We start from the raw sequence: 22997 nt of genomic DNA on the forward strand, positions 1-22997 counted from the left end.
TCGAAACAAAAGATTGTTATATCTTTATTAAAATGAAAAACAGGACTCTTTATTAATGCCTAAAACATCAAATAAATATTTAATAGCGGCTTTACTTATTGGTATTGCATTTCATGGTACGTCTATTTTTTTTACATTAGAAACCACATACGATGCACTAATACACCTCTTTTTTGCAGATCATTATGCTAATAGCTGGTTTGAACCTTGGAACTATAAATGGTATACTGGTTTTACGGTTATGAGCTACCCGCCATTAGTTCACCAAGCTATTGCTGCTTTTTCTTTTATTGGTGGTTTAAAATTTGGACTATTTACTGTAGCCTTAATAAGTATTCTCTTATTTATTACTGGAGTCTATCGGTTTTCTATACTTATTACAGCTAATAGAACCGCTGCTGGTTATGCGGCTATACTTGCGGTATTATCATCCTCGTTTGTAGAAACCTTGCATGTGTTTGGACAATTACCAAGTATTATAGGGATTTCGGTATTAATGCATGCGTTACCAGAAATTTATTTATGGTTAAAAACAGGAAAATACCGTTATTTATTAACATCTCTGTCTTTAATAGCTGTAACAGTTTGTTCGCATCATGTAACTCCTATTTTTGGAATGGTCTTTTTTATTTTCCCATTAATAGGTATGGTTATTATGGATGCCTCTAAAGAGAAAGTGGGTACAATGAAAGCGGTAACTTTTAAAGTATTTTTAAGCTCCTTTTTTAAGTTGTTTAAGCGCATTGTTGGTTTTGGAATGCTCTCGTTAGTTATTATTATAGGTTGTATTTTACCGTATTGGATTAATTCTAAAAATAACCCTATAACACAAGTGCCTATTCCTCATGGCTCTCGTGATAGTTTTCTGGAAGTTACCTCATCTGGTTTGGTTTTCTTTTTAATTCCTTGGGGTATTTTATTGGTTTTATTGCCTTACTTTTTTTACAGATACTATAGTAAACGCTATTTGTTTTTTGGGTTGTCCTTTACCTTATTAACTGTTTTAGGAACTGGAGGTACAACACCAATACCAAAGCTTATTTTAGGGGATACAGCTTTTAATATTTTAACTTTAGACCGTTTTACACTTTGGGCTTCTATAATGGCATTACCACTATTTGGAGAATTTGCCTATCGTTTTATTGAAACTGATTTAAAAACCCGAATACAGCAAAAGTTTGGAGCTATATATCATCGTATTATTGTTGGCGTTTTAGCAGGGCTATTTATATTCATGACGATTTTTACAATGAGTTTAGGATACTTTAGGCCCTCTCAACCTCAGAAAATTAAAATGCTCCCTATTGTTAATTTTTTAAATCAAGATCAACATGACCAATGGCGCTATTTAACTCTAGGGTTTGGCGACCAAATGGCATGGCTTGCGGCGCAAACCAACGCGTTAAGTGTAGATGGTAATTACCATTCTGCAAGGCGTTTGCCCGAGTTAACAACCAGAGCTATCGAACGTTTAGAGAATTCTAAATTTAAGGGTATTGAAGGCATTGGCTCGCTACAACAGTTTTTAACGGTTCCAGAAAAATATAACTTAAAATACATTTTTTCTAACGATAAGTTTTACGATCCTATTCTGTATTTCTGTGGCTGGCAACGTTTACGACAATTAGAAAACGGTATCCAAGTATGGGAAAAATTAAATGTTCCCCCAATAGCTTCGGTATTACCAAAAAACGATGTTTCTAGATGGCAAAAAATACTTTGGGGTGTTGTTCCGTTTTTAACTGTACTTATTGCTTTTGTTTTAAATATTCAACTGTTATGGATTCGTGCTTTAAAAACAAAAGTGAAGACAATTCCTGAGTATCTATATTTTAAAACACAGTACAATAGTTTTTCAAAAGGACTCTTAAAAATTACACATATTTGGTCTGTTATTCTTGCAGTTATTGTATGCTATGGAGTCTACATATTTTATTTAAAAAACGATTCGCAACGCGCACCCGAAAATGCAGTTCTAGCCTATTATGATGCTTTAGATTTTAAGGCTTTTGAAGAGGCTTACAATCTTATAGACCCTAATAGCGAATTATCTATTGCACAATATATGTTAGAGATTTCTGTAACCGATGGCCTATTGAGCTCTTACGCTAAATTAGAAACAATTACCACGGATATTACTTATAAAAATGATAGCATAGCAACTGCCAAAGTAGAAACTAAATGGATTACACCGCTAGAAAAGATTGCTAAAACGGACTATAAAACTATCGTTAAGCATTATAACAAGTGGTATTTACAGCCAGACGATTTAGATACAGATTTACCTCCAGACCAACTGTACAGTAATAATACAACAACATTTTACAACCAAGGACGCAGACGTATTACTAGTGAGCAAACACACCACGAGGATGTATTAAAACAACCTGTTCTAGAGGTGCTAAAAGCAACATTGGTAAAATACGATAACCACTATGCCATAATTGGAGAAATACAGAATATAGATAATACCCCAGCAGATGTTGTTTTAAAAGGTACATTATATAACAGTGCAAATAAGTCTCTTGCCACGTACAATGCAAAATACCTTGTAAAACATAAACTCATGCCCAAAGAAACGAGTGCTTTTAGAATTAATTTTGAAGGCATTGCATGGTCTAAAACCAAAGACTCTATTCCTAAAACATTTAATCCAGACGAGTTTACACCTGTAGAGTTTAGCGAGCAACCTACTAAATTTAACCTTCAAGTTGCTGGCAACGTATCGGGATCAGATTTATACAAAAAAACAACGCTTAGTGCTATTAATATAAATAAAACAACTATTAACGGTACCTTATTTAACAGTGGTGTAGAAGAGGTAACCATACCGCAACTTTTAATTACTTATTATAACGAACACAAACAAATGCTTTGGGTAGATCATTTGTTTTTAAAAGACGGTATTAGGCAACAACGACAGCAACAATTTAATTATACATTGCTAAAAGCAATGCCAATACAAATTATTTCTAACGATATGAGTAATTGTTTTGTAAACGGCTTACCAAATAGGGATATTGCAACAAAAATAATAAGTAATAGAATTAAAAACCACACCTATAATACATTGCAACCCATAACGCACCCTAACTATAGTTTTATAAAAATTGAATTAAATAATTACATAGGAAACCCCAACTAATGCGTATTAAACAACTATACATATTACTACTTGGTCTTTTACTATTGTCTTCTGCTACTTTAGTAGAGTTTACAGAATATGCCAATATAGAGCTACTATCTAAAGAACGCTCCTTTAAAGCTGGCGAGAATATAATATTACGGTTTTCTGCATCTAACAATGAAATTCCAAACCTATATTGTACCCACAGTTATGGTACTACAGTAATTGAACCAGTTTTAAAAAAGAATACTATGGAGTATCACATTCCGCAAAGTATTGGCAATAAATCTGGTGTAGTATTTTGGCAACTTATTAATCAAAACTTATCAGGACAGTTTGAGATTATTCCTAAAGCAAAAGTAAATAGCCTGGAAACCTACATTGGACCACCAAGTATTGCTGCTGGCGGAACCGATTATGCTATGTTAGTTGTTATCCCAACAGACGATTTAGATAACCCTTTACAAGTGAATACGCCTGTAAACATAAAACATTGGTTTTTAGCTTCTCAAGAAAACGATACTGTACACACTAAAAATTTTATAGCTTATAAAAACATCTATTCTAAGCCCGAAACAGGCCGTATTTTAATAGCCACAGACTGTTTAGGCAATGACTCTAAAGAGTATGATATTACTATTTTAGCAGCACCTCCTACCAATTTTACAATTTCTGCAACACGCCATCATGATTATGCCGATGGCAATCAAATCACTCAGTTTTCTACCTCGATACTAAAAGACGCTTACAACAATGTGGTTAATGATGGTACCTATGTTGAGTTTTTAATAACAAATTCAGAAGGAAATAATTTAAAAACAAGCGGTACAACTATAAAAGGTATTGCTACAGCTAGCTTAATTCATCCAGATTATAAAACCCAATGGGCTATACAGGCGTTTGTAAATGGTATGGCCGAAAGCAATAGCATAACACTTAATTACAAACAGGTTATTACGGATTTCGATATTGCTTTTAAGAATAATACGGTTACAGTTGGCCCACTTAAAAGTTTTATGACACAACTTATTCCAGATGGTTTACAAGTTTCATTATCTATTGTAAAAGAAGGTACGGTAATATATTCTACAACAAAGCCATCTAAAGCTGGTTATGCCAATTTCAATTTAAAACAATTAAATCTAGAACAGGGCATTTACTCAATAAGGGTTACAACTGCTGGGTTAGAAAAAACACTTCAAAATATAACCTATGAGTAGTATAAATAAAAACATATTACGAGGGGTTTTAATAAGTTCATATATTGTTATTATTGCGGTATGCGTTTACGGTATTAGCGCATTATATAGTTATTTAAATACTGGAGCAGACCGAAGTACTATGCTGCATACTGAGCTTAAAAAAATAGACCAGTATTTACCCAAAATAAATTGGACTCCTTTAAATAATGAGGGAAGACCAATGGATCGTGAAACCTTAAAGGCTATTGAAAATGATTATTTAGATGCTTGGTATGTTAAAAGTATTGCCTACAAGACAAACACAAAACAAGGCATTGAAGATTATTATACTAGTAATGCAAGACAAAATATCTATAATACAGTAACCACTAATAGTGCTGAAGGTATTACCATAGCGTCTACTTCTTTAGAGCATCATCCTACTTTAGAGTTTTTTAGCGAAGATGGACAATTAGCCGTTATCACAGACCGTAATGTTGTAGAATACAAGCGTGTTTATAACACAGAAACATTACTTTTAGAAACTACCGAAACGTCTACTTATAAAGTGGTTTTATTATTAGAAGACGGTTTTTGGCGTATTCGCCACATGGTAAAACAGCAAACCGAAATAACCAAAGAAAAGAACTCCTTAATACCAATAAACAACTTAGTAATAAAAGGCATTAATTATTATCCTAAAGAAACACCTTGGGACGTTTTTGGGAAGGGTTTTAATATTGAAACAATCGCTGAAGATTTTAAAATTATAAAAACTACTGGATTAAACACTATTCGAGTTTTTGTTCCATACGAAGACTTCGGAAAGGCAAATATTAATCCTGAAAAATTAGAAAAGTTAAAACAACTTTTAGACACTGCCGAAGCACAACAACTTAAAGTGGTCATTACACTGTTCGATTTCTATGGTGATTATTCGGTTTTAGATTGGACATTAACACACCGACATGCTGAAACACTTGTGTCTGCCTTGAAAAATCATCACGCTATTTTAGCGTGGGATATAAAAAACGAACCTAATTTAGATTTTGAATCTCGTAATGCTTCTTTGGTAACTGCTTGGTTAAAGCAAATGCTGCTAGTTGTAAAATCTGCAGACCCTAATCACCCAGTAACTATTGGTTGGTCTAATAGTGACAGCGCTAGTATTTTAAAAGACGAGGTAGATTTTGTATCATTTCATTATTACGAATCACTTGATGATTTAGAGGCGACTTTTACAACCTTAAAAGAAAACATTCCAAATAAACCTATTGTATTAAGTGAGTTTGGAATATCGTCTTACAGCGGGTTTTGGAACTTTTTTGGAAGTTCGGAAGCAACACAAGCAGACTACCATAAAACCGCGCAAGCTATTATTAAACAACAGAACATTCCGTATATGTCTTGGACCTTATACGATTTTAATAACGTGCCAAAAGCAGTCGTAGGGAGACTGCCTTGGCGTAGAAATATTCAAAAAAATTTCGGGTTTATTTCTATAGATGGGACAAAAAAGATGGCTTTTGAATTTATTACTAATTCGGAAGAGTAGATTTATACTTTCAACTCTATACCTATAACATAACTTATAGCTTTTAATAAGCTCTTCTCGATGCAAAATTCCTGAAAAATAAATTCCATTAGAAGTGACGACCAATTAAAAATTAAAGTTAAATCGAGTGCTTCTGAAGCATGAAGAATTGTATCGAGAACCTTTTTTACAGAGCTAACAAACTATTATAGTTCTCTACATTAATCGCTTCAAAAGCTTCTAAATACAAATCTGTTATTTTTTCCATTGGAAAAGCTGTTGCTGCCTTATAATTTGCTTTACCTAAAGCAACTCTATAGCTGTCTTTAGTTATAATTGCTTCTATAGCTTTTGCTAAACTTGTTACATTTTCTGGTTCAAAAAATTCACCTCTGTAACCTTCATCTTTTACTAATAAAGCTAAATCTCCTAAGTCTGGCATAACTACCGCTTTACCATAACTTCCTGCTTGGTGTAATACTCCAGAACTTCCTGTTGTAGAAGTATACGGAAACACCACTACCGCACTATTGTTAAATAATGTAGAGACTTCATGTTCTTCTACATAGCCTGTAAAACGCAATTGCGAAACGTGTTTATACTGTTCTTGTACTTTTGCTAAATATCCTGGTACATTTGGGTTGTCTGTTCCTGCAATTACAATTTCTAAATCTAAACCAGTATACTTTCTAACTTTTTCTACAGCTTCAATCATAGACTCTACTTTTTTATAGGTTCCAAATTTTCCAAACGTCATAATCTGTAATGGGCCATCTGGTAAAGTGTAGTCAGGCTCTTTTTCGGAAACCTCGAAAGTACCATGTGGTATTAATTTTATGTTTTTGGCATTGTATTTTTCTTCTAAAATAGTTACATATTTTTGCATCGTTACAGCTAATACATCGGTTTGTAAAACTATTTTTGTAAGTGTTGTTCCTATATAATTGTATATTTTTTTAAGTATCGGGTTTGCTGTAAACCCTGCACTTTTTAAATCTACTTCTTCTAAAATATTATGTAACAATACAATATTTGGAATGCGTTTTAATTTGCAAACTAAAGGTAAAAATAAGCCTAATGCTGCTGCTGCTTTTTTATCGCCAAACTTCATGAATTGTAAGTTAAATAAAACAGCATCTGGTTGTGTTTGGTTAAGTGCTTTGGTAACAGTGTAAAGGTTTAAATAACTATTAAACTTCCAGCATTGTTTTACCGTAATTTTACAACTGCCTTTAGTAAATGGTAGATCTTTAGCCTGTGGTGTTTCATCGGTTAATAATATTAACTCTGTAATGTCTTCCTTTTGTCTAAAATGTTTTACTAAATGAAAAGCGTATTCATTAAGTGTTACTTTACTAGGCGGATATGCGGTTACAATGGCTAATTTCATAATAGTTATGTTTTAATTACATTACAAATTTGAAGATTTTAATGCATTATAATGGAGCAACTTAGGTGAGTTGCCATTTACTGTAGACGAGTTGCAAATTGCTTTAGGTGGTGTTGGTTTTTGATTTAAAAAATAGACTATCTAGGAACTGGTACTACATCAATAACTTATCGCACGGTTTACACAAAAGCATAAAAACGTTTTATAACATTTATTTTCTATTATTATATTTTAGATGATAGCATTACCAAAACCTAACCTATATTAAATAATAAAAAGGCTTGTATAACCAGCTATTTCTAAATTATCAGCTAAAGGATTTATATTAACTTTAATAAAGAACTCATTTATAGATGTAAATTTTGGTATAACTTTTGATTTTTAGTAAACAATATCGTTTATTTTTAGTAAACATTTTTGTTTACTTTTTAAATCTTTTATATTTTTACATTAAATAGCAAAAATCATGTTACCCAAATTAAATAAAATTAAAGGCATACATCCTGGTACTCTATTAAGGTGGGCATTAGATCATAAAAATCTAAAAGGTTCTGAATTAGCTAATGCTATTGGTGAACACAAACAAACAATAAGTGCTATTCTTAATAAACGGAGAGACATTAATCCAAGTCTTTCAATTAAATTATCAAAAATATTTAAAACCGAGATAGATTACTTTATGTTACTACAGGCAAGCTATGATGTAAAAATAATAGCAGATTCTGAAACAAAAAAAACACCTAATATCAATAACATTAGGAGAATACTTTTTTGGGATACAGATTTTAATACGATTGATTGGGATAAAAATAAAAAAGCGATTATAAAAAGAGTTTTAGAAAGAGGAAATACAGCTGAAATAAATGAAATCATTGCATTCTATGGAAAAAAGATTATCGCTAAAGAGATTAAATCAATGACAAAAAGTTATTTACCGTCTTTTGATAAAAATGTTATAGAGCATAATTTAATATAATGGATTTACACTTAAATACGGTTTCCGATTTACTGTGGGATGCTCTTAAACAATTAATGTTAATTGAAGAATTTAATAATTTTAGAATTGTTGGAGGCACAGCATTAAGTCTTCAATTAGGTCATAGAGAATCAGTAGATATCGATTTATTTACAGATGCAGAGTATGGCAGTATAGATTTTTATATGCTAGAAACTAAATTAAATGAAATGTTTGCTTATGTAGATTCATTATCAGTTGATTTGGTAGGAATGGGTAAATCCTATTTTATTGGTAATACTAAAAATGAATTAGTAAAATTGGATTTATTTTATACCGACCCTTTTGTTTTTCCTGTTATTCTGGAACAAAATATTAGATTTTCGAGTATTGAAGAAATTGCTGCAATGAAATTTGAAGTCATCGCTAATGGTGGTCGAAAAAAAGATTTTTGGGATATACACGAACTATTAGAAACGTTTACCTTAAATCAAATGATTGACTTTTATCTCAAAAGAAATCCATATGGTTATTCCAAAGAAGAACTACTGCTTAAAGTCATTGATTTTTCTAATGCAGATAACGATTTTACGCCAAAGTGCTATAAAGAAAAAGTATGGGAATTAATTAAGTTAGATTTTGAAAAATTAGTAAAGAAATAAAGTCAATCTGCTAAGAAATGTATAATCAAGCCTCACACAATTAATCCCTAATCCTAAAATAATCCAAAAAGAAGAAAGCTAATTGTACTATTAACAACAATACCATAGCTACAATTTGCATGGTTACAACCTCAGCTAGACTATTATGAAAAACCATAATTAACCCGACTTGTAGTAGCCCGAAAACGCCCGATAATACCACAGGAATATAACGATCTAAAGATAAATAGTAGTATGCAAAAATATTAGACACAGCAAATAAGCCTGTTGCTAAAGCATATTGCCATAATAAAGGTGACATTATTAAATAATCTTCACCAAATAGTAGTGATATAACCAGTTTAGGGCATAACGCACAACCTAATATAATTACAGAAGCAATAGCAGAAATATACCCCACATATTTAAGCAAAATAGGCGCTGTAGCCTTTCCTTCTTTTTTTAATTGTACTACCGTTGGTAATAATAGCATAACAAACATCCAAGCTATAAAGTAAACAATACGTCCAATAAGAGCTAAAGCCGCATATAAACCAGCATCGTAAGCATCAAAATAGTGTTTTACCAGTAAAATATCGCTGTTGTTTATTATAATTTGTGTTAATTCGTAAAACGCCGTTATAGCGAAAAAATTACGGACTAACTTAGTATTGTAAGTGGCTTTAATTGTCGTTATTTTAAAGTTTTTCATTTTAAAAGACAAGAGTCCAAAACCTAAAGACACCAAGATACCAATAGCCACTGCTGTAGATGATGGAATGTCTAGAAAATATAATAACCCTAACGTTATTAATAAACGACTTAGCATTTCTGTTTGGTAGGTAATAGATAACGATTTAAACGCTTTTTTACCTTGAAAAACTCCTCTATTTACACTCATTAAAAAGTATAACGGCACCCCAAAGCCAAAGACCACAAATAATGTAGATGTCGCTGTATTAAATAGTTCTTGTAATTGTTTTGAAAACACAATAGTAGCAATACCTAAAAGTAAGCCTACAATTACTGCATTTCTGTACATTCTAGAAATAAAACTAGTAAAAGCGTCTGCTTCAAAAAGTACCGAGAATTTTGCAGTTACTAATTGAAACGTCATTGCCATAAACGATAACACTAATAAAAAGGTTATTAAAACAGCAGCGTCTGCAAAAGCTTCTGGTCCTAAAAGGCGTCCTAGAATAAGGTTATATAAATAATTTCCGCCGTTTACAACCAGAACACTTAACATAAATACGTGTTCTGGCGTAATTGTCTGTTTTAATATTTTAGTGTTAATAGTCATGTTAAAAGGGTGTTTATTATGGTTACAATTAAGCCACTTGGTAATAATTGAATTCTTCGTATATGTCTTTGCAGCCGTTACCTGTAACAAAAAAGCCTTTGTATTGTTTTAATGCACTTGCAAACAAGGTTTTAAAAGCGGCAACACCGTTAGCATCTATTTCTGTTAACTTATCAATATTTACTGTAACATCTTTAACCGTTTCTATTTTATGTTCTAAATGAATAATAAATGCTCTAGATGTTGTTGCATTAAGGTTTCCTTGTAAGTAAAATGTTCCGTTGTGTTCTAAGATTTGTAAAGCCATAATATTAAAATTTAAAAGTGTTAGTGATTGTTTCTGTTACAAATATCATCACTAAAGCTGTTTTATTATGGCAAATTTCGGCGAGATGCCATTTACTGTAGACGAATGAATCGCTTCTATTGACTAACTTGCATATAGTTAAAAATCAATGATGACATTAAAACACACCATAACCTTAGCCCTTACTTTTATTGCCTTTTTGGGGTACACTCAAAATATGCAAGAAGGATTTACGTATTTAGAAACTGGTAAATACAATCAAGCAGAAATCTTTTTTAAATCTGTTTTAGCAGACTATCCCAATAATAAAACTGCGAAGTTATGCTATGGAAGAGCAGTAGGTTTAAACGGAAACGCAACACAAGCAGTATCTATTTTTTCAAGCTTATTAGACACTTACCCTAATGATTTTGAAATACAACTTAATTATGCCGAAAGTCTACTTTGGAATACAAACTATACTGAAGCAAAACAGTATTACAAAACATTGGTTTTAAAAAACAATACAAGTTTCCCTGCGCTTTTAGGCTATGCAAACACATTGTCTAATCTTAAGAGTTATGATAAAGCTTTAGAATATGTTACTAAAGCACTAGCTGTATCACCTGGTAATGTCAATGCATTAACTTCTAAAAAATACATACAGTTAGGGTATGCCAACCAATACATGCAAAACCAAGAGTATGATAAAGCTTTAAGTTTACTACAAAACAACCTAACGTTTTTTAAAGACGATAAAGACACGCTTTTAAATATTGCTAACATTTACCTTATTACAAATGCATTAGATAAAGCAAAAACAACTTACCAAACTATTGCTGTAACCGATACTGTTACAGCTTTAAACGGATTGGCTTTGGTTTCGCATTTAAAAGGGGAAGACAAAACAGCTTTACAACTTAGCGCTAAAGCGTTTTCTAGTGTTGAAAAACAGACTGACACAACTGTAATTAGCCAAACAAAGGAACGTTACATACAAGCCTTAATTTGGAATAAAAAATATAAAACTGCTGAAAGACTAATCGATGCATTACTAGTAGAATTCCCTAATGAAAATTGGGTATTATCGCTACAAGCCACACTTAATATTTACAAAAGTAATTTTAAAGAAAGTATTGCTAATTACAATGCTATTTTAAAAAATGATAGTTTGTCTTTTGATGGTAATTTAGGAAAAGCCAATGCCCAAAAAGCGGCTGGTTTATTCGATGACGCTTATGCTTCTGCGGATAAAACACTACAAATTTTTAAAAACCAAAAGGATGCGTTGCAGTTTCTAAAAACACTAAACCAACAGTTTACACCGTTTATAGAAACAAAAGTTGCCTATACTTTTGATAATGGCGATAACGAAGCGGTTGCATTGCAAACACAAATTAATTATCCTTTAACTACTAAGTTTAAATTATTGGGTTATTATAATTACAGAAACACAACTAATGCAGTTACTAATGCTGAAGCAACGTCTCATGATGCTGGTTTTGGTGCAGCCTATCACTTATTGCCAAACATTACCGCAAAAGGAACTTTAGGTGTTACTAGAGCTCAAGCCAATACAAATAATTATACGCAATTATTAACCGATATTTCTTTTAATATAAAACCATTTAAATTACAAGTTTTAGATTTGGGTTACAAACGTGAATTACAAAATTTTAATGCCGAATTACTAGATCGTGAAATAGTACAAAATCACTTTTACGCCAATTATAACTTAAGCACTAACTTTAATTTAGGCTGGTTTACCCAATACTATTTTACAGCACAAAACGATAACAATAACCGAAATTTACTTTTTACCTCATTGTACTATAATATTCTAAGCAAACCGGGTTTAAAAGCAGGTGTAAATTACCAATATATTACGTTTAAAAATCAAGTACCAACCCTTTATTTTAGCCCAGAGCAATTTAATGCCACCGAAGTGTTTGCAGAGCTTATTAAAAATGAAGCAAGCGCTAAACCTAAAGAGTGGTTTTACCAATTGACGGCTGCGACTGGATTACAATACATTGAGGGTAATAGCAGCCAAAGCACTTATCGCTTTCAAGGAAAACTAGGCTATAAATTATCCGAACGCTCGTTAGCAAATATTTATGGTACACATAGTAATATTGCTTCTGCTACTGCCGCTGGTTTCAGGTTTACCGAAATTGGTATTCGTTTTAAATGGTTTTTGATGGATAAGCCTAGGTTTAGGGAGTAAGAATTTAATCTTCATCATCAATAATTGACTCAGGGTTTTTCAAAAGCTTATCAATAAATACTTTATTTCTCATTTTTGCCCTTGATAATAAAGTAGAATACTTTATTACTTCTGTATATAAATTACCATCTTGATTTTGATTTTTAAACATTCCAGCAATTTTTTTCGCTGGTCTGAATAAATAATCAAAGTTATAAGCGTGTATGAAATCTGCATCATGAGCCCTAACATCATTTGGACTAATCTTTTCTCCAATTAAATAGCCATAAAATGTTACTATTTTAAACTTATCATTAGTATAATTGCGTAATAAAGTAGCATAGTTATTTATTTGATTTAAATGGTCAGAAACACTAATATCTGGATTTTTGAACTCGAGAATAATACACTTAGATTCCATTGGAAATAATAAAATATCAGGTCGTTTACCTAACCTATTTTCTCCTAATGAAACTCGAAACTCCTCTTCTTCATCCGATAATGTTTCCTTTATTAGCTTCTCTCCATCAATCTTTACATCTGATAATGTTGATTCAGAAGTACCTTTAAAATATATAAAATCCTCATTTATGAGCCACAAATCACTTATCTCAGGAGAGCTTGAATTTTGTTGAAAAATTAAGTTATGTAATAATGCTTCATCCTTATTCCTTGAACCATCATTTTGCACCAATAGTTTTTTATCTATTATTTTAGAAAAAAGCTCTAAAACTAATTTTCTTCTAGCAACATAATGAGTCAAATCTGTCTTATTTTGTAAAGGAATTACTTTTGTGATTTTTTCAATTTCTGATTCTAAAGCGTTAATATAATCTTCCGAAGTTGTATCAAGAGAGTTTAACCTATCTATACTATTTTTAATATTAGCATCTATATTTGCTTTCCTTTTTGCTTCTGCTGAGTAAAATTTTTCTAGAATTTTTTTCTCAGAATCGTTAACAGATATTTTTATAGAACCTTCATCATTATCATCAAGCAGAAACATTTCTTTTAATTTTTGATAATTATTTTCATGTTCTTCCTTCACTTTTTTAATCTCTGGATATAGAGATAATATAGAATCATTAATTTGTAATTTTAAATCATCAAGAATAATCTCTTCTTCTTCAAAAAGATTAATATTTTTTGAAAATTGCTCTAAATCAGGAATATTAAGCTCTCCTCTTTCATTAGAATCCTTGTTGTCAAAATAGTCTCCTGAAACTAAAAATAAAAAATGGTTATTTTCAATTACTTCATCTTTTGAAAGCAAGTCTAAATCTATTTCAATCTGTTCAATAACTTCATTTTTGCTAGTAAATTTAATACTATTCTCTTTTAAGGTTGACTTATGCATCTTAAATGCATTAATTGTAAACTCTTCTGTTTTATCGGTCTTTTCTATATCATTAGCATTATCAGAAAGTCTAGAATAATTAAGAAATATATTTTGTGTCTTATCTATTTCTGGTATGTCACTCATATCAATACTTGAAATACCTTGACTTTCTTCAAAAAGAAAATGTTCAATTTTTATTTCAGGAAGAGATTCTTTGTTTAAACAAAAGTATTGGATATACTTTTGAAGTAAACTTTCCTTCAATTTAATATGGTCTAAAGCATGATATATATTACTAGAAGGGTCTAACAAACCATTAAAAGTAACTACTGTGCCTGTATTTTCAGCGGGAATTTCAATATCAGATTCATGGAAGGTTATTGAGTTATTATCTATAAAAGCCTGTGATTTTGATACCGTAAATTTTCTCTTTCTGGTTTTCCTCTCATCTGTTAAATAAACACTTGTAAAATTAGTTTTGTCAAAATGATGAGCAAATTGAATTCTTCCAGATCCTAAATTTTTAAATCCTTTCGTAAAGTCTTTATAAGTATTAAACCTCTTAAATTCTAATTCATTAAAACCAATGCCATTATCCCTAATTTGCAATTTTGAAAAAGTTAAAGTTTCATCAGTATTTTGTGTTGAATATATTTTTATACTAATTTCACCTTTAAAATCCTTAATTTCTTTCCTTTTAATTCTAATAGACTCAAACGCGTTAGTGAATCCTTCATATACAGGTTGTAGAGATATTTTAGATTTTCTTACATCTCTTAAAACACCTTGATAATAAACACCTTCTCCTTGTATATAACTGTTTTCCCCTATATTCATTCTTTACCCTATGAAAATTGAGTAGCCAATTTACTCAATTTAACTTTAAAGACTTAATGATTAGTAAAATAAGTTATCTTTAAAAATCTTGTTCATATATTCTAAAACAAAAAAAGGCAAAAGAGCCCCTCAACTCTTCTGCCTTAAGGTTAAAAAATAACCTGCTATTAATCAAACATTCATCGTATTATTATTTTTGCAGTTTTATAATTTGTAATTCCGCTTTTTATACTATAGAAATATAATCCAGACGGTAATGTGCCACGTTCTAACTGTACTTCGTTATTCCCTTTTATCATGTTTATAGCTTCTTGCTTTACTAACTTTCCTATTTGGTTGTAAAGTAATAGTGTTCCTGTTTCTGCTTTTGGTGCGCTAAAATAAATAGTGGTTCCGTTTACCATTGGATTCGGTATGGCTATGGGTTGCTTTATAGCATCTTCGGCTTCAAACGTTTCAACAGACAATGTGTTTTTATTGGTAAAACCAATGTTTTCTAATTGCATGGTTTTAGTTTCTGTGGTTCCGTTTTCGGCGACCATTGTAAAGACTATGGTTACTACATCGTTTAGGTTTAAAGGTTCTCCATTTGTAGAGGTAAAATCATTGTAAGCTATTATATAATCTTGTGGGTTTTCGGTTAATGTTACTGTAGCTTTGTATTGTTCTTCCCAGTTGTTAATGCTTTGTTTTACAAATCGTATATTTAATGTTCCTGTGCCTTGCCCTGTAAACATGAAGGTGTCGTAGTTAGATAAATCTACTGCTTTAAATCGTGGTGTTAATGCTCTGTAGGCAGCAACATATTCGTTTGTATCTGCGGTTAAATTTAAGTTACGTTCTATACCAAATACATTGTCTGAAAAGTCTGTTTCGTTTGGTAAAATACTATAGTCTGTAACATTAGTACTTTCTGCTGCATCATCAATTCCCCATGGGCCATCGGACATAAATAAATCGTCTGGTGTTTGTATACCATCTCCTATTCTAAAACCAACATCGAATAAATTACCTGTATCTACTTCTAGATTTGTAATATAATTAGCTTCTAAGTTTAATGACGATGTTACGTACTCTATCTCGCTTGTTTCTGTAGCTCTCAGCCCTGCATCGAAAGTAACGGCTTCACTCGCATTGGTATTTACAATTTGTAAGTCTAATTTACCATTAGTATATGCTCCTTTTCTAACAAATACAGTTGGTGGTGTAGAATTGTTGTATGCTGTTACTGGTTTTTGCACATTTAATAAACTAACAACTTCTTCAGCTAATAATAATAAATCGTCTAAGGTGTTGGCCCAAATTTGAAAGTTATAAAAGGCAACGCCTGCTTCATATTTATCTAAATTCCAGTGGCTTTCTATTTCAAAGGCTTCATCGTTTTGTATTGTTTTTGCCGAAAGGCTAAGCACAAACTCCATAGAGCCGTCTGCATTTTTAATAATCGATTTTATAAACTCTTGTCCGCCAATATCTATTGTAGATACCGAAATTAATTGTGCGCCTAAAAGTCTGTCGCAAATGTATTTAGTGTGTTCGTATACACCATTTTCGGTTTTTAATGCTAGTATGGAAGCAACTGCTTCGTCATTTTCCATGTAATCTACAGCATATAATTCGGTAGCATTGGTAATGTTTACTAAATCTAATGGCGAAGATTCTATAATATAATCTTCATTAATAGCATTTACAGGTATTAAATCTGTTAATTGAATGTTAGTATTAGCCGTTCTGTAACCATAATTTGTTGGTTTTACAAAACGATTGGCTGTTGCTCTGTTAAATTTATAACTGGTTTTTGCTCTGTTAAAATTACGCTTATTTATTAATTCAGACAGTCTATTGTTACTTTCCAATCCACCATCGTTAGCTCCTGAGGTTGGCGCAGCAATTGTAGGGCAAGCTTCTACTCCAGAACACGAAGGATCATCGCAATCTATTAAGCCATCGCCATCATCATCTATTCCATTATCGCATATTTCTTGTGGTACTGGTGCAGTTGGGCATCTTGCGCCATCGTTACTTGAACTAGATGGCCCAAAAGCAAAAAGGTTAGAGTTTATGGCATTACTTCCGTTTAAGTCTTGCACATTTTGAATAACATAAATAGTTCCGGTTTGGTTGGCAGAGACATAAAAACGTCCTGAAGCATCAAAATATACAGCGCCATAAGTATAATTTAATCCCGATAATATTGGTACTTCTCCCAGACTTACAACTTCGCTAGTTTCTGCATTAATTCTATATAAAATATTTGTGTTTTTTTCTACTGTATATAATTGACCATCTACTGCATTAAATGCCCAATCGTGTATATTTATATTTTGTGATAATGTTTCTGTTGCCATATGCTGCGCGTAATTAGCAGATTCTGGATCTACGTTAATTTTATAGTATGTTGTTCCACTACCTTTTAAATAGTAAACACCTGCGCTGCTTACATCTCCTATATATCTATTAGAGGTTGGTAACTCGTCTATATAAAATTGAACAGTAGAAAAGTCTTTACCAATACGTACTATTGTTTTAGCTGGTGAACTTAACGACCCCCAAATAAAACCATCTGCTGGATTGTATGCTGCTGCGTTAATGTTGCCTGGTGTTACATTTTCTACAACTACAAAAGCGTTTCCTGAAGCTAAATCTATTGCATACACATCATTATGTTGAAATAAATAGGCATTGTAGTCGCAATTAAAAGGGATATCTTGAGCTGTTGTTCTATTACTTAATAGAAAGAAAACAAGTAATATAAAGCTTGTTTTGTAAGAGTAGTTTTTACAAGTCATAATGTTTCTAGTTTATGTTATAGAGACAAAACTAGTTTGTAATACTCTTATTTTCTGGACTTTTCGATTGCTATAGTTTTCGCTTAGTTGAATACCTTTTAAGTGTCGATGAATGGTTTTTTGGTATTTAATACGCTCTTAAAAGATAAACTAGAAAAAGTGGATTCTAGTTTTCTTAGAAATGAAAACCGAACGTTTAAATCTCTTTATTGTATTCTATAAAAATCGACTTGTGAATTTGAGCTAAAAAAGAAAAGGCAAAGCGTTTTCGCTTTGCCTAATCTAAGCTATTAATTAATTTCATCCTTAGGGAAAAATACTGATACAAAGGTAGTTACACGACAAGCCTTACAGAGATTTTAAAATTTAAAAACCACCTAAATACGATAAAATGCTTAAATAACCGACAAAATACTACAATAGGTTTAACCGTTGCATTAATTCTGGTCTGTTAGAGCGGCTCACTGGTACTACATCTTTTTTTATAAGCACGCTATTATCCTCTATATCAATAATTTTGCTAACATTTATAATGTACGACCGGTGTACTTTTAAAAAAATATCTTTAGGTAATTTTTCCTCTATTTTCTTTAAGGTAGAATGTACTGTGTAATTTTTATCTTCAGTTTTTACATGTATATAATCGCCTTTTGCTTCTATAAGGTAAATACTTGGAATGTCTAATTTTATTAATCGTCTGTCTATATTTATATATAAATCATTCCCCGAAGTTGTTTCCGAAGCTTCTTTTGATAGTGCTTTTGCAGTTTCTACAGCAGCTTTTTCTGCTTTTTTTATTGCTTTTTCAAATCTTGGAAACACTATAGGTTTTACTAAATAATCTACAATACAATCGTACTCGAAAGCTTCTATTGCGAAATTAGAATCGGATGTTGTTAGTATTATTTTTGGTGGATTTTTTAAGGTTTGAATAAAATCGAACCCTGTAAAATCTGGCATGTGTATGTCTAAAAAAATTAAATCGATTTCGTTTTGATTTAAATACTTTATAGCTTTAATAGCGTTAGGAAACTCTGCTACAACATTTAGGTTGTCTATTTGCGAGCATAATTGGTTTATAATTAATCTTGCCGTGGTTTCGTCGTCTATAATAATGCAGTTCATAGGTTAGTTAGATTGTAGCGTAGTTAGGTATTGTGTTATGTGTTTTAAAATACTATCAAATTCCTCTTTTAAAACAGTACTGTTTTCTTTAAGGTTTTCTTCGTATTTAACAGCGATTTCATAACTTTTCTCTAGTCCTAAAATACTAATTTTATGCTTAATTTTATGTACATTTTCGGCGGTTTCTTTATATTTTTTTTTAGCTATATTTTTAAAATAGATTTCTTTTTCTTCAGGAAATTCTAATTGTATTACGCTAATCAATTTAGCTTCGAATGCGTCGTCTCCTCCAGATAATTGTTTTATATAATTTAAATTGGGGTGTTCCATTGCATTTATTTTTTAATTGTAAAATAAAATGTTGTTCCCTCTTTTAATTGCGATTCTACCCAAATTTTACCGTGGTATAAATCCACTATTTTTTTTACTATAGATAAGCCTATGCCTGTAGAGTCTTTGCTTTTATTTAAGGCATGAAAAATTTTAAAAATTTTATCATGGTACTTTTGCTCTATCCCCACACCATTATCTTTTACAGAAAATTGATAGTGCGATTTGTGTTCTAAATAATCTATTTCTATAAGGCCTTTTGCTTTATCGTTAAACTTTATTGCATTGCTTATTAGGTTTTGAAACACTTGTTTTAACTTCGTTTTATCGCCTTTTATTTTTGGTAATGTTTTTAATGTGTGTATAGAAATATGTTCTGGTACAAATAGCACTTGTTTTAACTCTTCTACAAGTTCATTTAAATTAACATCTTGCGCATCGGAGTCATTAGCACCTACACTAGAGTATTCTAAAATATCTGTAATAAGTTGCTCCATTTTTTCTAAAGTGGTTTCTATAAGTTCGAAATTTTGAAGACTCGTATCATCCAACTGCCCTTTGTTATCTTCTTTTATCCAAGCTGTTAATGCATTAATGCTTCGCAACGGTGATTTTAAATCATGAGATACAATGTGTGCATATTCTTGTAGTTCTTCATTACTTTTTGCCAATGCTACTAACAACTCATCATTTTTAGCTTCTACTTTTTCACGTGCTCGTAAATTAATAGCACTTTTTAACTGCATGGCGACCAAGCTAGCAATATTTTCTATGGTTTTTAAATGTTGTGTATTAAAGTAGTTTTTGTGTTTATGTTCTGCATCTATAATACCTATGACCTCTCCATTGTTTAAAATTGGGATTGTTATTTCTGAATAACGGTGTTCTCCATCTACTATATATGCTTTATCTTTAGAGGTGTCATTTATAATTTCTGCCACTCCTGTTTTTGCGACTCTACCAACTATGCCTTCTCCTAAAGGTAATACTATGGTATTTACTATTTCGTTACCTTTTTTAACCTTGTCGCCATAAGCGGCTATTTGTTCCATGGTTTTTTGTCTTGTGTTTACTAAATAAATTACACAATCTTCGGTACCTAAAAACTTAGCGATACTATTTACTATTTCCCATGCTATTTCATAAATATTCATTTTCCCTAAGACAGATTTCGCTACTTCATTAATCATATTAATAATGAGAGCTTTTTCTCTTTGGGAGGTGATATCTTCTATTAAAGCTACTTGATATTTTATTTTTCCTAATTGATCTCTAACTGCATTAACGCTTGTTTTTGCCCATATTCTAGAACCATTTTTTTTCCTGTAGCGTTTGTCTACAACAAAATTGTCTATCTCTCCTGCATCCATTTTGTCGATATGAATTTTAGACTCAGGAAAATCTTCGGGAACAGAAATATCTTTTACAGTTATATTAGTTAGTTCTTCTTCTGTATAGCCTAAGGAGTACTGAAATGCTTTATTTGTTTTTACTATTTTACCAAATTGGGTTAATGCTATACCAAATGGTGCATTTTCTACAATAATATCTAGTTGTGTTTTTTGTTCTTCTATTAACTCTGCTGTATATTTAGATTCTGTTATGTCTCTTATTATGCCTTGCGCAGCAATAGGTTGTTTTTGTTTATCGTATACAATACTAGCATTAATATGCACCCATTTTACTTCTTTTTGTTTTGTATATACTCGTGCAGTATAATCAGAAAAATAGCCTTTATCTGTTAGCTCTATAAAGGACTCCATAGCATACGCATAATCTTCTTTATAGACTAGGCTTATAACATTAACTGCTTCTTTGGTTATATCATAGCCAAAGAGGTCTACAGCGGCATCATTCATTTTAATAGCATTGCCTTTTAAATCCATAACAAGATAGGCATCGTTAATATTCTCAAAGATGCCTTGCAATTGTGCGGTTTTTTCATCTAAAAGTCCTTCTAATTTCTCATTAGCGTGTTTTAGTTCTTCAGCTGTATTGTAGAGTTGTAATGATTTTTCTTCCAGAATTTTCTCAGCTTGTTTCCTAGCAAGTTTTTCACGCTTTAAAGCGCGTTGAAGTATGTCAATTTGATTTTGACTCATTAATTTTTATTAATAATAAATTTTACTTCGGTTCCATCTTCTTTTATATTTTCTAGAGTAATGGTTGCAGTCGAGTTAAAGTGTTCGAACGTTTTATTCATTAATCCTAAGCCAAAATGGTGCATTGCTCTACTAGATTTATATATCATTATTAATGAATTCTCTGTTTTGCTCTCTACAACAAATGTTGGTAATTCTGCATCTGGGTATATTTTACGTACCTCAACATGTATATGGTTTTCTATGGACGACAACATTTCTATTGGGTCTTTATAGGTTGCTAATAACTCTGGATAACTGTCTTTTAAAACACCAAAAAAATGTTCTGCATAAACTAATAACAAATCATCAATAGAAATGTTAGTATTTTCACTTAAATGTTGTAATAATTGTAACATTTCTGAAAACTTGTAGGTACCAACCGATGTATAAACTCCTCCAGATTCTAATTGAGAGTTATTAATAATATTATCTACCATTTCTAACCCAAATTTGTCTTCCACAAGATCTAAAAACTCAGTAAAAACTATACCTTTCATATTATGTTGTTGTTAATTCGTTTATACTCCAATACGATAAAAGTGTTTCTATTTTAGAAACATAATCATCATATCGTAGTGGTTTTAATACATAACCTGCTATTCCTATTTTATAACACTCTAATAAGTCTTTTTGGTTATTAGATGTCGTCAACACTATTGTAGGGATGTGTTTTAATAGGCTATCTTTCTTTAAAATAGATAGAAATTCAATGCCATTAATTTTTGGCATATTTAAATCTAATAAAATAATATCAGGTAGCAATTCTTTTTGCTCTAAAATTTTTAAAGCATCTTCACCATTTCTAGCCTCTATAATATTATGGTTTAATTTTAAAGTTGAAATTGATCTGTTCAATTTCATAATTTCGATAGTATCATCTTCTATTAAAAGAATGTTTAGAATTGATTTCATTGTAAGGGTTTAATGAATTTAATTTATGAAAGTAATATAATACTACAGAGCTTGTAGATTGTTTCGTTTAATCCGTTTTAAGTGTCGATGAATAACGTTTAAGTGTCGACGAATGGTTTTTTACACTTATTCTAGTACACCTTTTTAAGCTAAAAAACCCTTCTGGGGATAGAAGGGTTTTAACTTAAAATCAATTCAAAATCAAAAAAACATCTAAAATTATGTAAGCTTTTAATTTGGGACAAAAAGCCTTTTAATCGTTATACTTACTATTAATTTATTTATTATGAAAACTTATTGATACAAAGGTAATTGCAATACCAATTATTATATTTTTTTGGTCTTAGAAAAATCAATCAACACGATGAAATGCATATAAAATCGATAAAATACTTAATTTGTAGTCTTTTTCAAGCATCTATCACTTACGTAACACGTTAAATATCAAACAAATAAAACACACTTTATTAATATTAGCCAAACGTTCCTTTATAAGAATTTAAAATTAGCGTATAGTTTATCTGGTTGTTCGTTTTGTATTATAATACTATTTATAACGTCATACTGAACTTGTTTAAGCATCGCATAACATTTAAAAGACATAGAGGCCTCATGGTGAAAACCTTAAAATAGTTTATTAGTAATATCGTTTATAATACTATTATTCGCAAAAAGAGAAGTATTAGTAGTTACATCTAGCAAACCTTTAGTATTTTTAATACTAAATTATAAGCTTATGGCAACACAACCTAAATTAACGCGGTTTAACCAAAATGTACTCTCTAAATACCAAATTTATAATGGTATTTTTATGACACTACCTTTCGATACTATTACTAAAACAGGCGTTTTATTACCATTGTTTCATGAAACTTGTAAAAAAGGGTTTGAAAAAGGG

Annotated in this window: 16 protein-coding genes; 6 read left to right on the top strand and 10 right to left on the bottom strand. The window is 31.1% G+C overall.

Annotated elements, in window-relative coordinates; genetic code table 11:
• Positions 1-55 precede the first annotated feature (55 nt).
• The 3 genes from ACVC2P_RS20700 to ACVC2P_RS20710 are packed head-to-tail and all read left to right on the top strand — an operon-like array spanning position 56 to position 5863.
• Positions 56-3145: a hypothetical protein gene (locus tag ACVC2P_RS20700; RefSeq protein WP_452600336.1), complete on the top strand. Its 3090-nt coding sequence runs from the start codon at positions 56-58 to the stop codon at positions 3143-3145.
• Positions 3145-4347, top strand: coding sequence for a hypothetical protein (locus tag ACVC2P_RS20705; RefSeq protein WP_452600337.1), 1203 nt, complete (start codon positions 3145-3147; stop codon positions 4345-4347). The genes ACVC2P_RS20700 and ACVC2P_RS20705 overlap by 1 nt, the downstream gene beginning before the upstream one ends.
• Positions 4340-5863, top strand: a complete 1524-nt coding sequence (locus ACVC2P_RS20710) for a glycoside hydrolase family 2 TIM barrel-domain containing protein (protein WP_452600338.1) — start codon at positions 4340-4342, stop codon at positions 5861-5863. Before ACVC2P_RS20705 ends, ACVC2P_RS20710 begins: the two co-directional genes overlap by 8 nt.
• Positions 5864-6029: 166 nt before the next feature.
• Here ACVC2P_RS20710 and ACVC2P_RS20715 read toward each other — a convergent pair whose 3' ends face one another.
• Positions 6030-7232 (bottom strand): glycosyltransferase, encoded by a 1203-nt coding sequence (locus tag ACVC2P_RS20715; RefSeq protein ID WP_452600339.1) that lies wholly within the window; start codon positions 7230-7232, stop codon positions 6030-6032.
• 466 nt (positions 7233-7698) lie between these two features.
• Between ACVC2P_RS20715 and ACVC2P_RS20720 the strand changes: the two genes are divergently transcribed.
• Together ACVC2P_RS20720 and ACVC2P_RS20725 are read left to right on the top strand one after the other, a co-directional pair.
• A complete protein-coding gene (locus ACVC2P_RS20720; RefSeq protein WP_452600340.1) occupies positions 7699-8208 on the top strand; it encodes a HigA family addiction module antitoxin in 510 nt (169 codons plus the stop codon).
• The gene (locus ACVC2P_RS20725; RefSeq protein WP_452600341.1) at positions 8208-8849 is read left to right on the top strand and encodes a nucleotidyl transferase AbiEii/AbiGii toxin family protein; all 642 of its coding nucleotides are present in this window, start codon (positions 8208-8210) and stop codon (positions 8847-8849) included. The genes ACVC2P_RS20720 and ACVC2P_RS20725 overlap by 1 nt, the downstream gene beginning before the upstream one ends.
• A 40-nt stretch (positions 8850-8889) precedes the next feature.
• On the opposite strand, the gene ACVC2P_RS20730 is transcribed toward ACVC2P_RS20725, so the two are convergent.
• On the bottom strand, positions 8890-10131 hold the full coding sequence (locus ACVC2P_RS20730) for an oligosaccharide flippase family protein (RefSeq protein ID WP_452600342.1): 1242 nt from the start codon (positions 10129-10131) through the stop codon (positions 8890-8892).
• 28 nt (positions 10132-10159) lie between these two features.
• A complete protein-coding gene (locus ACVC2P_RS20735) occupies positions 10160-10438 on the bottom strand; it encodes an STAS domain-containing protein (RefSeq protein ID WP_452600343.1) in 279 nt (92 codons plus the stop codon).
• Positions 10439-10589: 151 nt separating this feature from the next.
• Between ACVC2P_RS20735 and ACVC2P_RS20740 the strand changes: the two genes are divergently transcribed.
• A complete protein-coding gene (locus ACVC2P_RS20740; protein ID WP_452600352.1) occupies positions 10590-12644 on the top strand; it encodes a tetratricopeptide repeat protein in 2055 nt (684 codons plus the stop codon).
• 4 nt (positions 12645-12648) lie between these two features.
• Here ACVC2P_RS20740 and ACVC2P_RS20745 read toward each other — a convergent pair whose 3' ends face one another.
• The 7 genes from ACVC2P_RS20745 to ACVC2P_RS20775 form a co-directional block, all read right to left on the bottom strand.
• Positions 12649-14799, bottom strand: a complete 2151-nt coding sequence (locus tag ACVC2P_RS20745) for a hypothetical protein (RefSeq protein WP_452600344.1) — start codon at positions 14797-14799, stop codon at positions 12649-12651.
• A gap of 179 nt (positions 14800-14978) precedes the next feature.
• Positions 14979-17588, bottom strand: coding sequence for a DUF6923 family protein (locus ACVC2P_RS20750; RefSeq protein WP_452600345.1), 2610 nt, complete (start codon positions 17586-17588; stop codon positions 14979-14981).
• A gap of 414 nt (positions 17589-18002) precedes the next feature.
• A complete protein-coding gene (locus tag ACVC2P_RS20755; protein WP_452600346.1) occupies positions 18003-18713 on the bottom strand; it encodes a LytR/AlgR family response regulator transcription factor in 711 nt (236 codons plus the stop codon).
• Between the two features lie 3 nt (positions 18714-18716).
• Positions 18717-19043 carry an Hpt domain-containing protein gene (locus ACVC2P_RS20760; protein WP_452600347.1) on the bottom strand — a complete coding sequence of 109 codons (327 nt, stop codon included), beginning with the start codon at positions 19041-19043 and terminating at the stop codon, positions 18717-18719.
• Positions 19044-19048: 5 nt separating this feature from the next.
• Positions 19049-21145 carry a PAS domain-containing sensor histidine kinase gene (locus tag ACVC2P_RS20765; RefSeq protein WP_452600348.1) on the bottom strand — a complete coding sequence of 699 codons (2097 nt, stop codon included), beginning with the start codon at positions 21143-21145 and terminating at the stop codon, positions 19049-19051.
• Positions 21145-21684, bottom strand: a complete 540-nt coding sequence (locus ACVC2P_RS20770) for a heme NO-binding domain-containing protein (RefSeq protein ID WP_452600349.1) — start codon at positions 21682-21684, stop codon at positions 21145-21147. Before ACVC2P_RS20770 ends, ACVC2P_RS20765 begins: the two co-directional genes overlap by 1 nt.
• Before the next feature lies 1 nt (position 21685).
• Positions 21686-22099: a response regulator gene (locus tag ACVC2P_RS20775; protein ID WP_452600350.1), complete on the bottom strand. Its 414-nt coding sequence runs from the start codon at positions 22097-22099 to the stop codon at positions 21686-21688.
• Positions 22100-22997: the final 898 nt, after the last annotated feature.

The organism is Pontimicrobium sp. MEBiC01747, assembly GCF_053601635.1.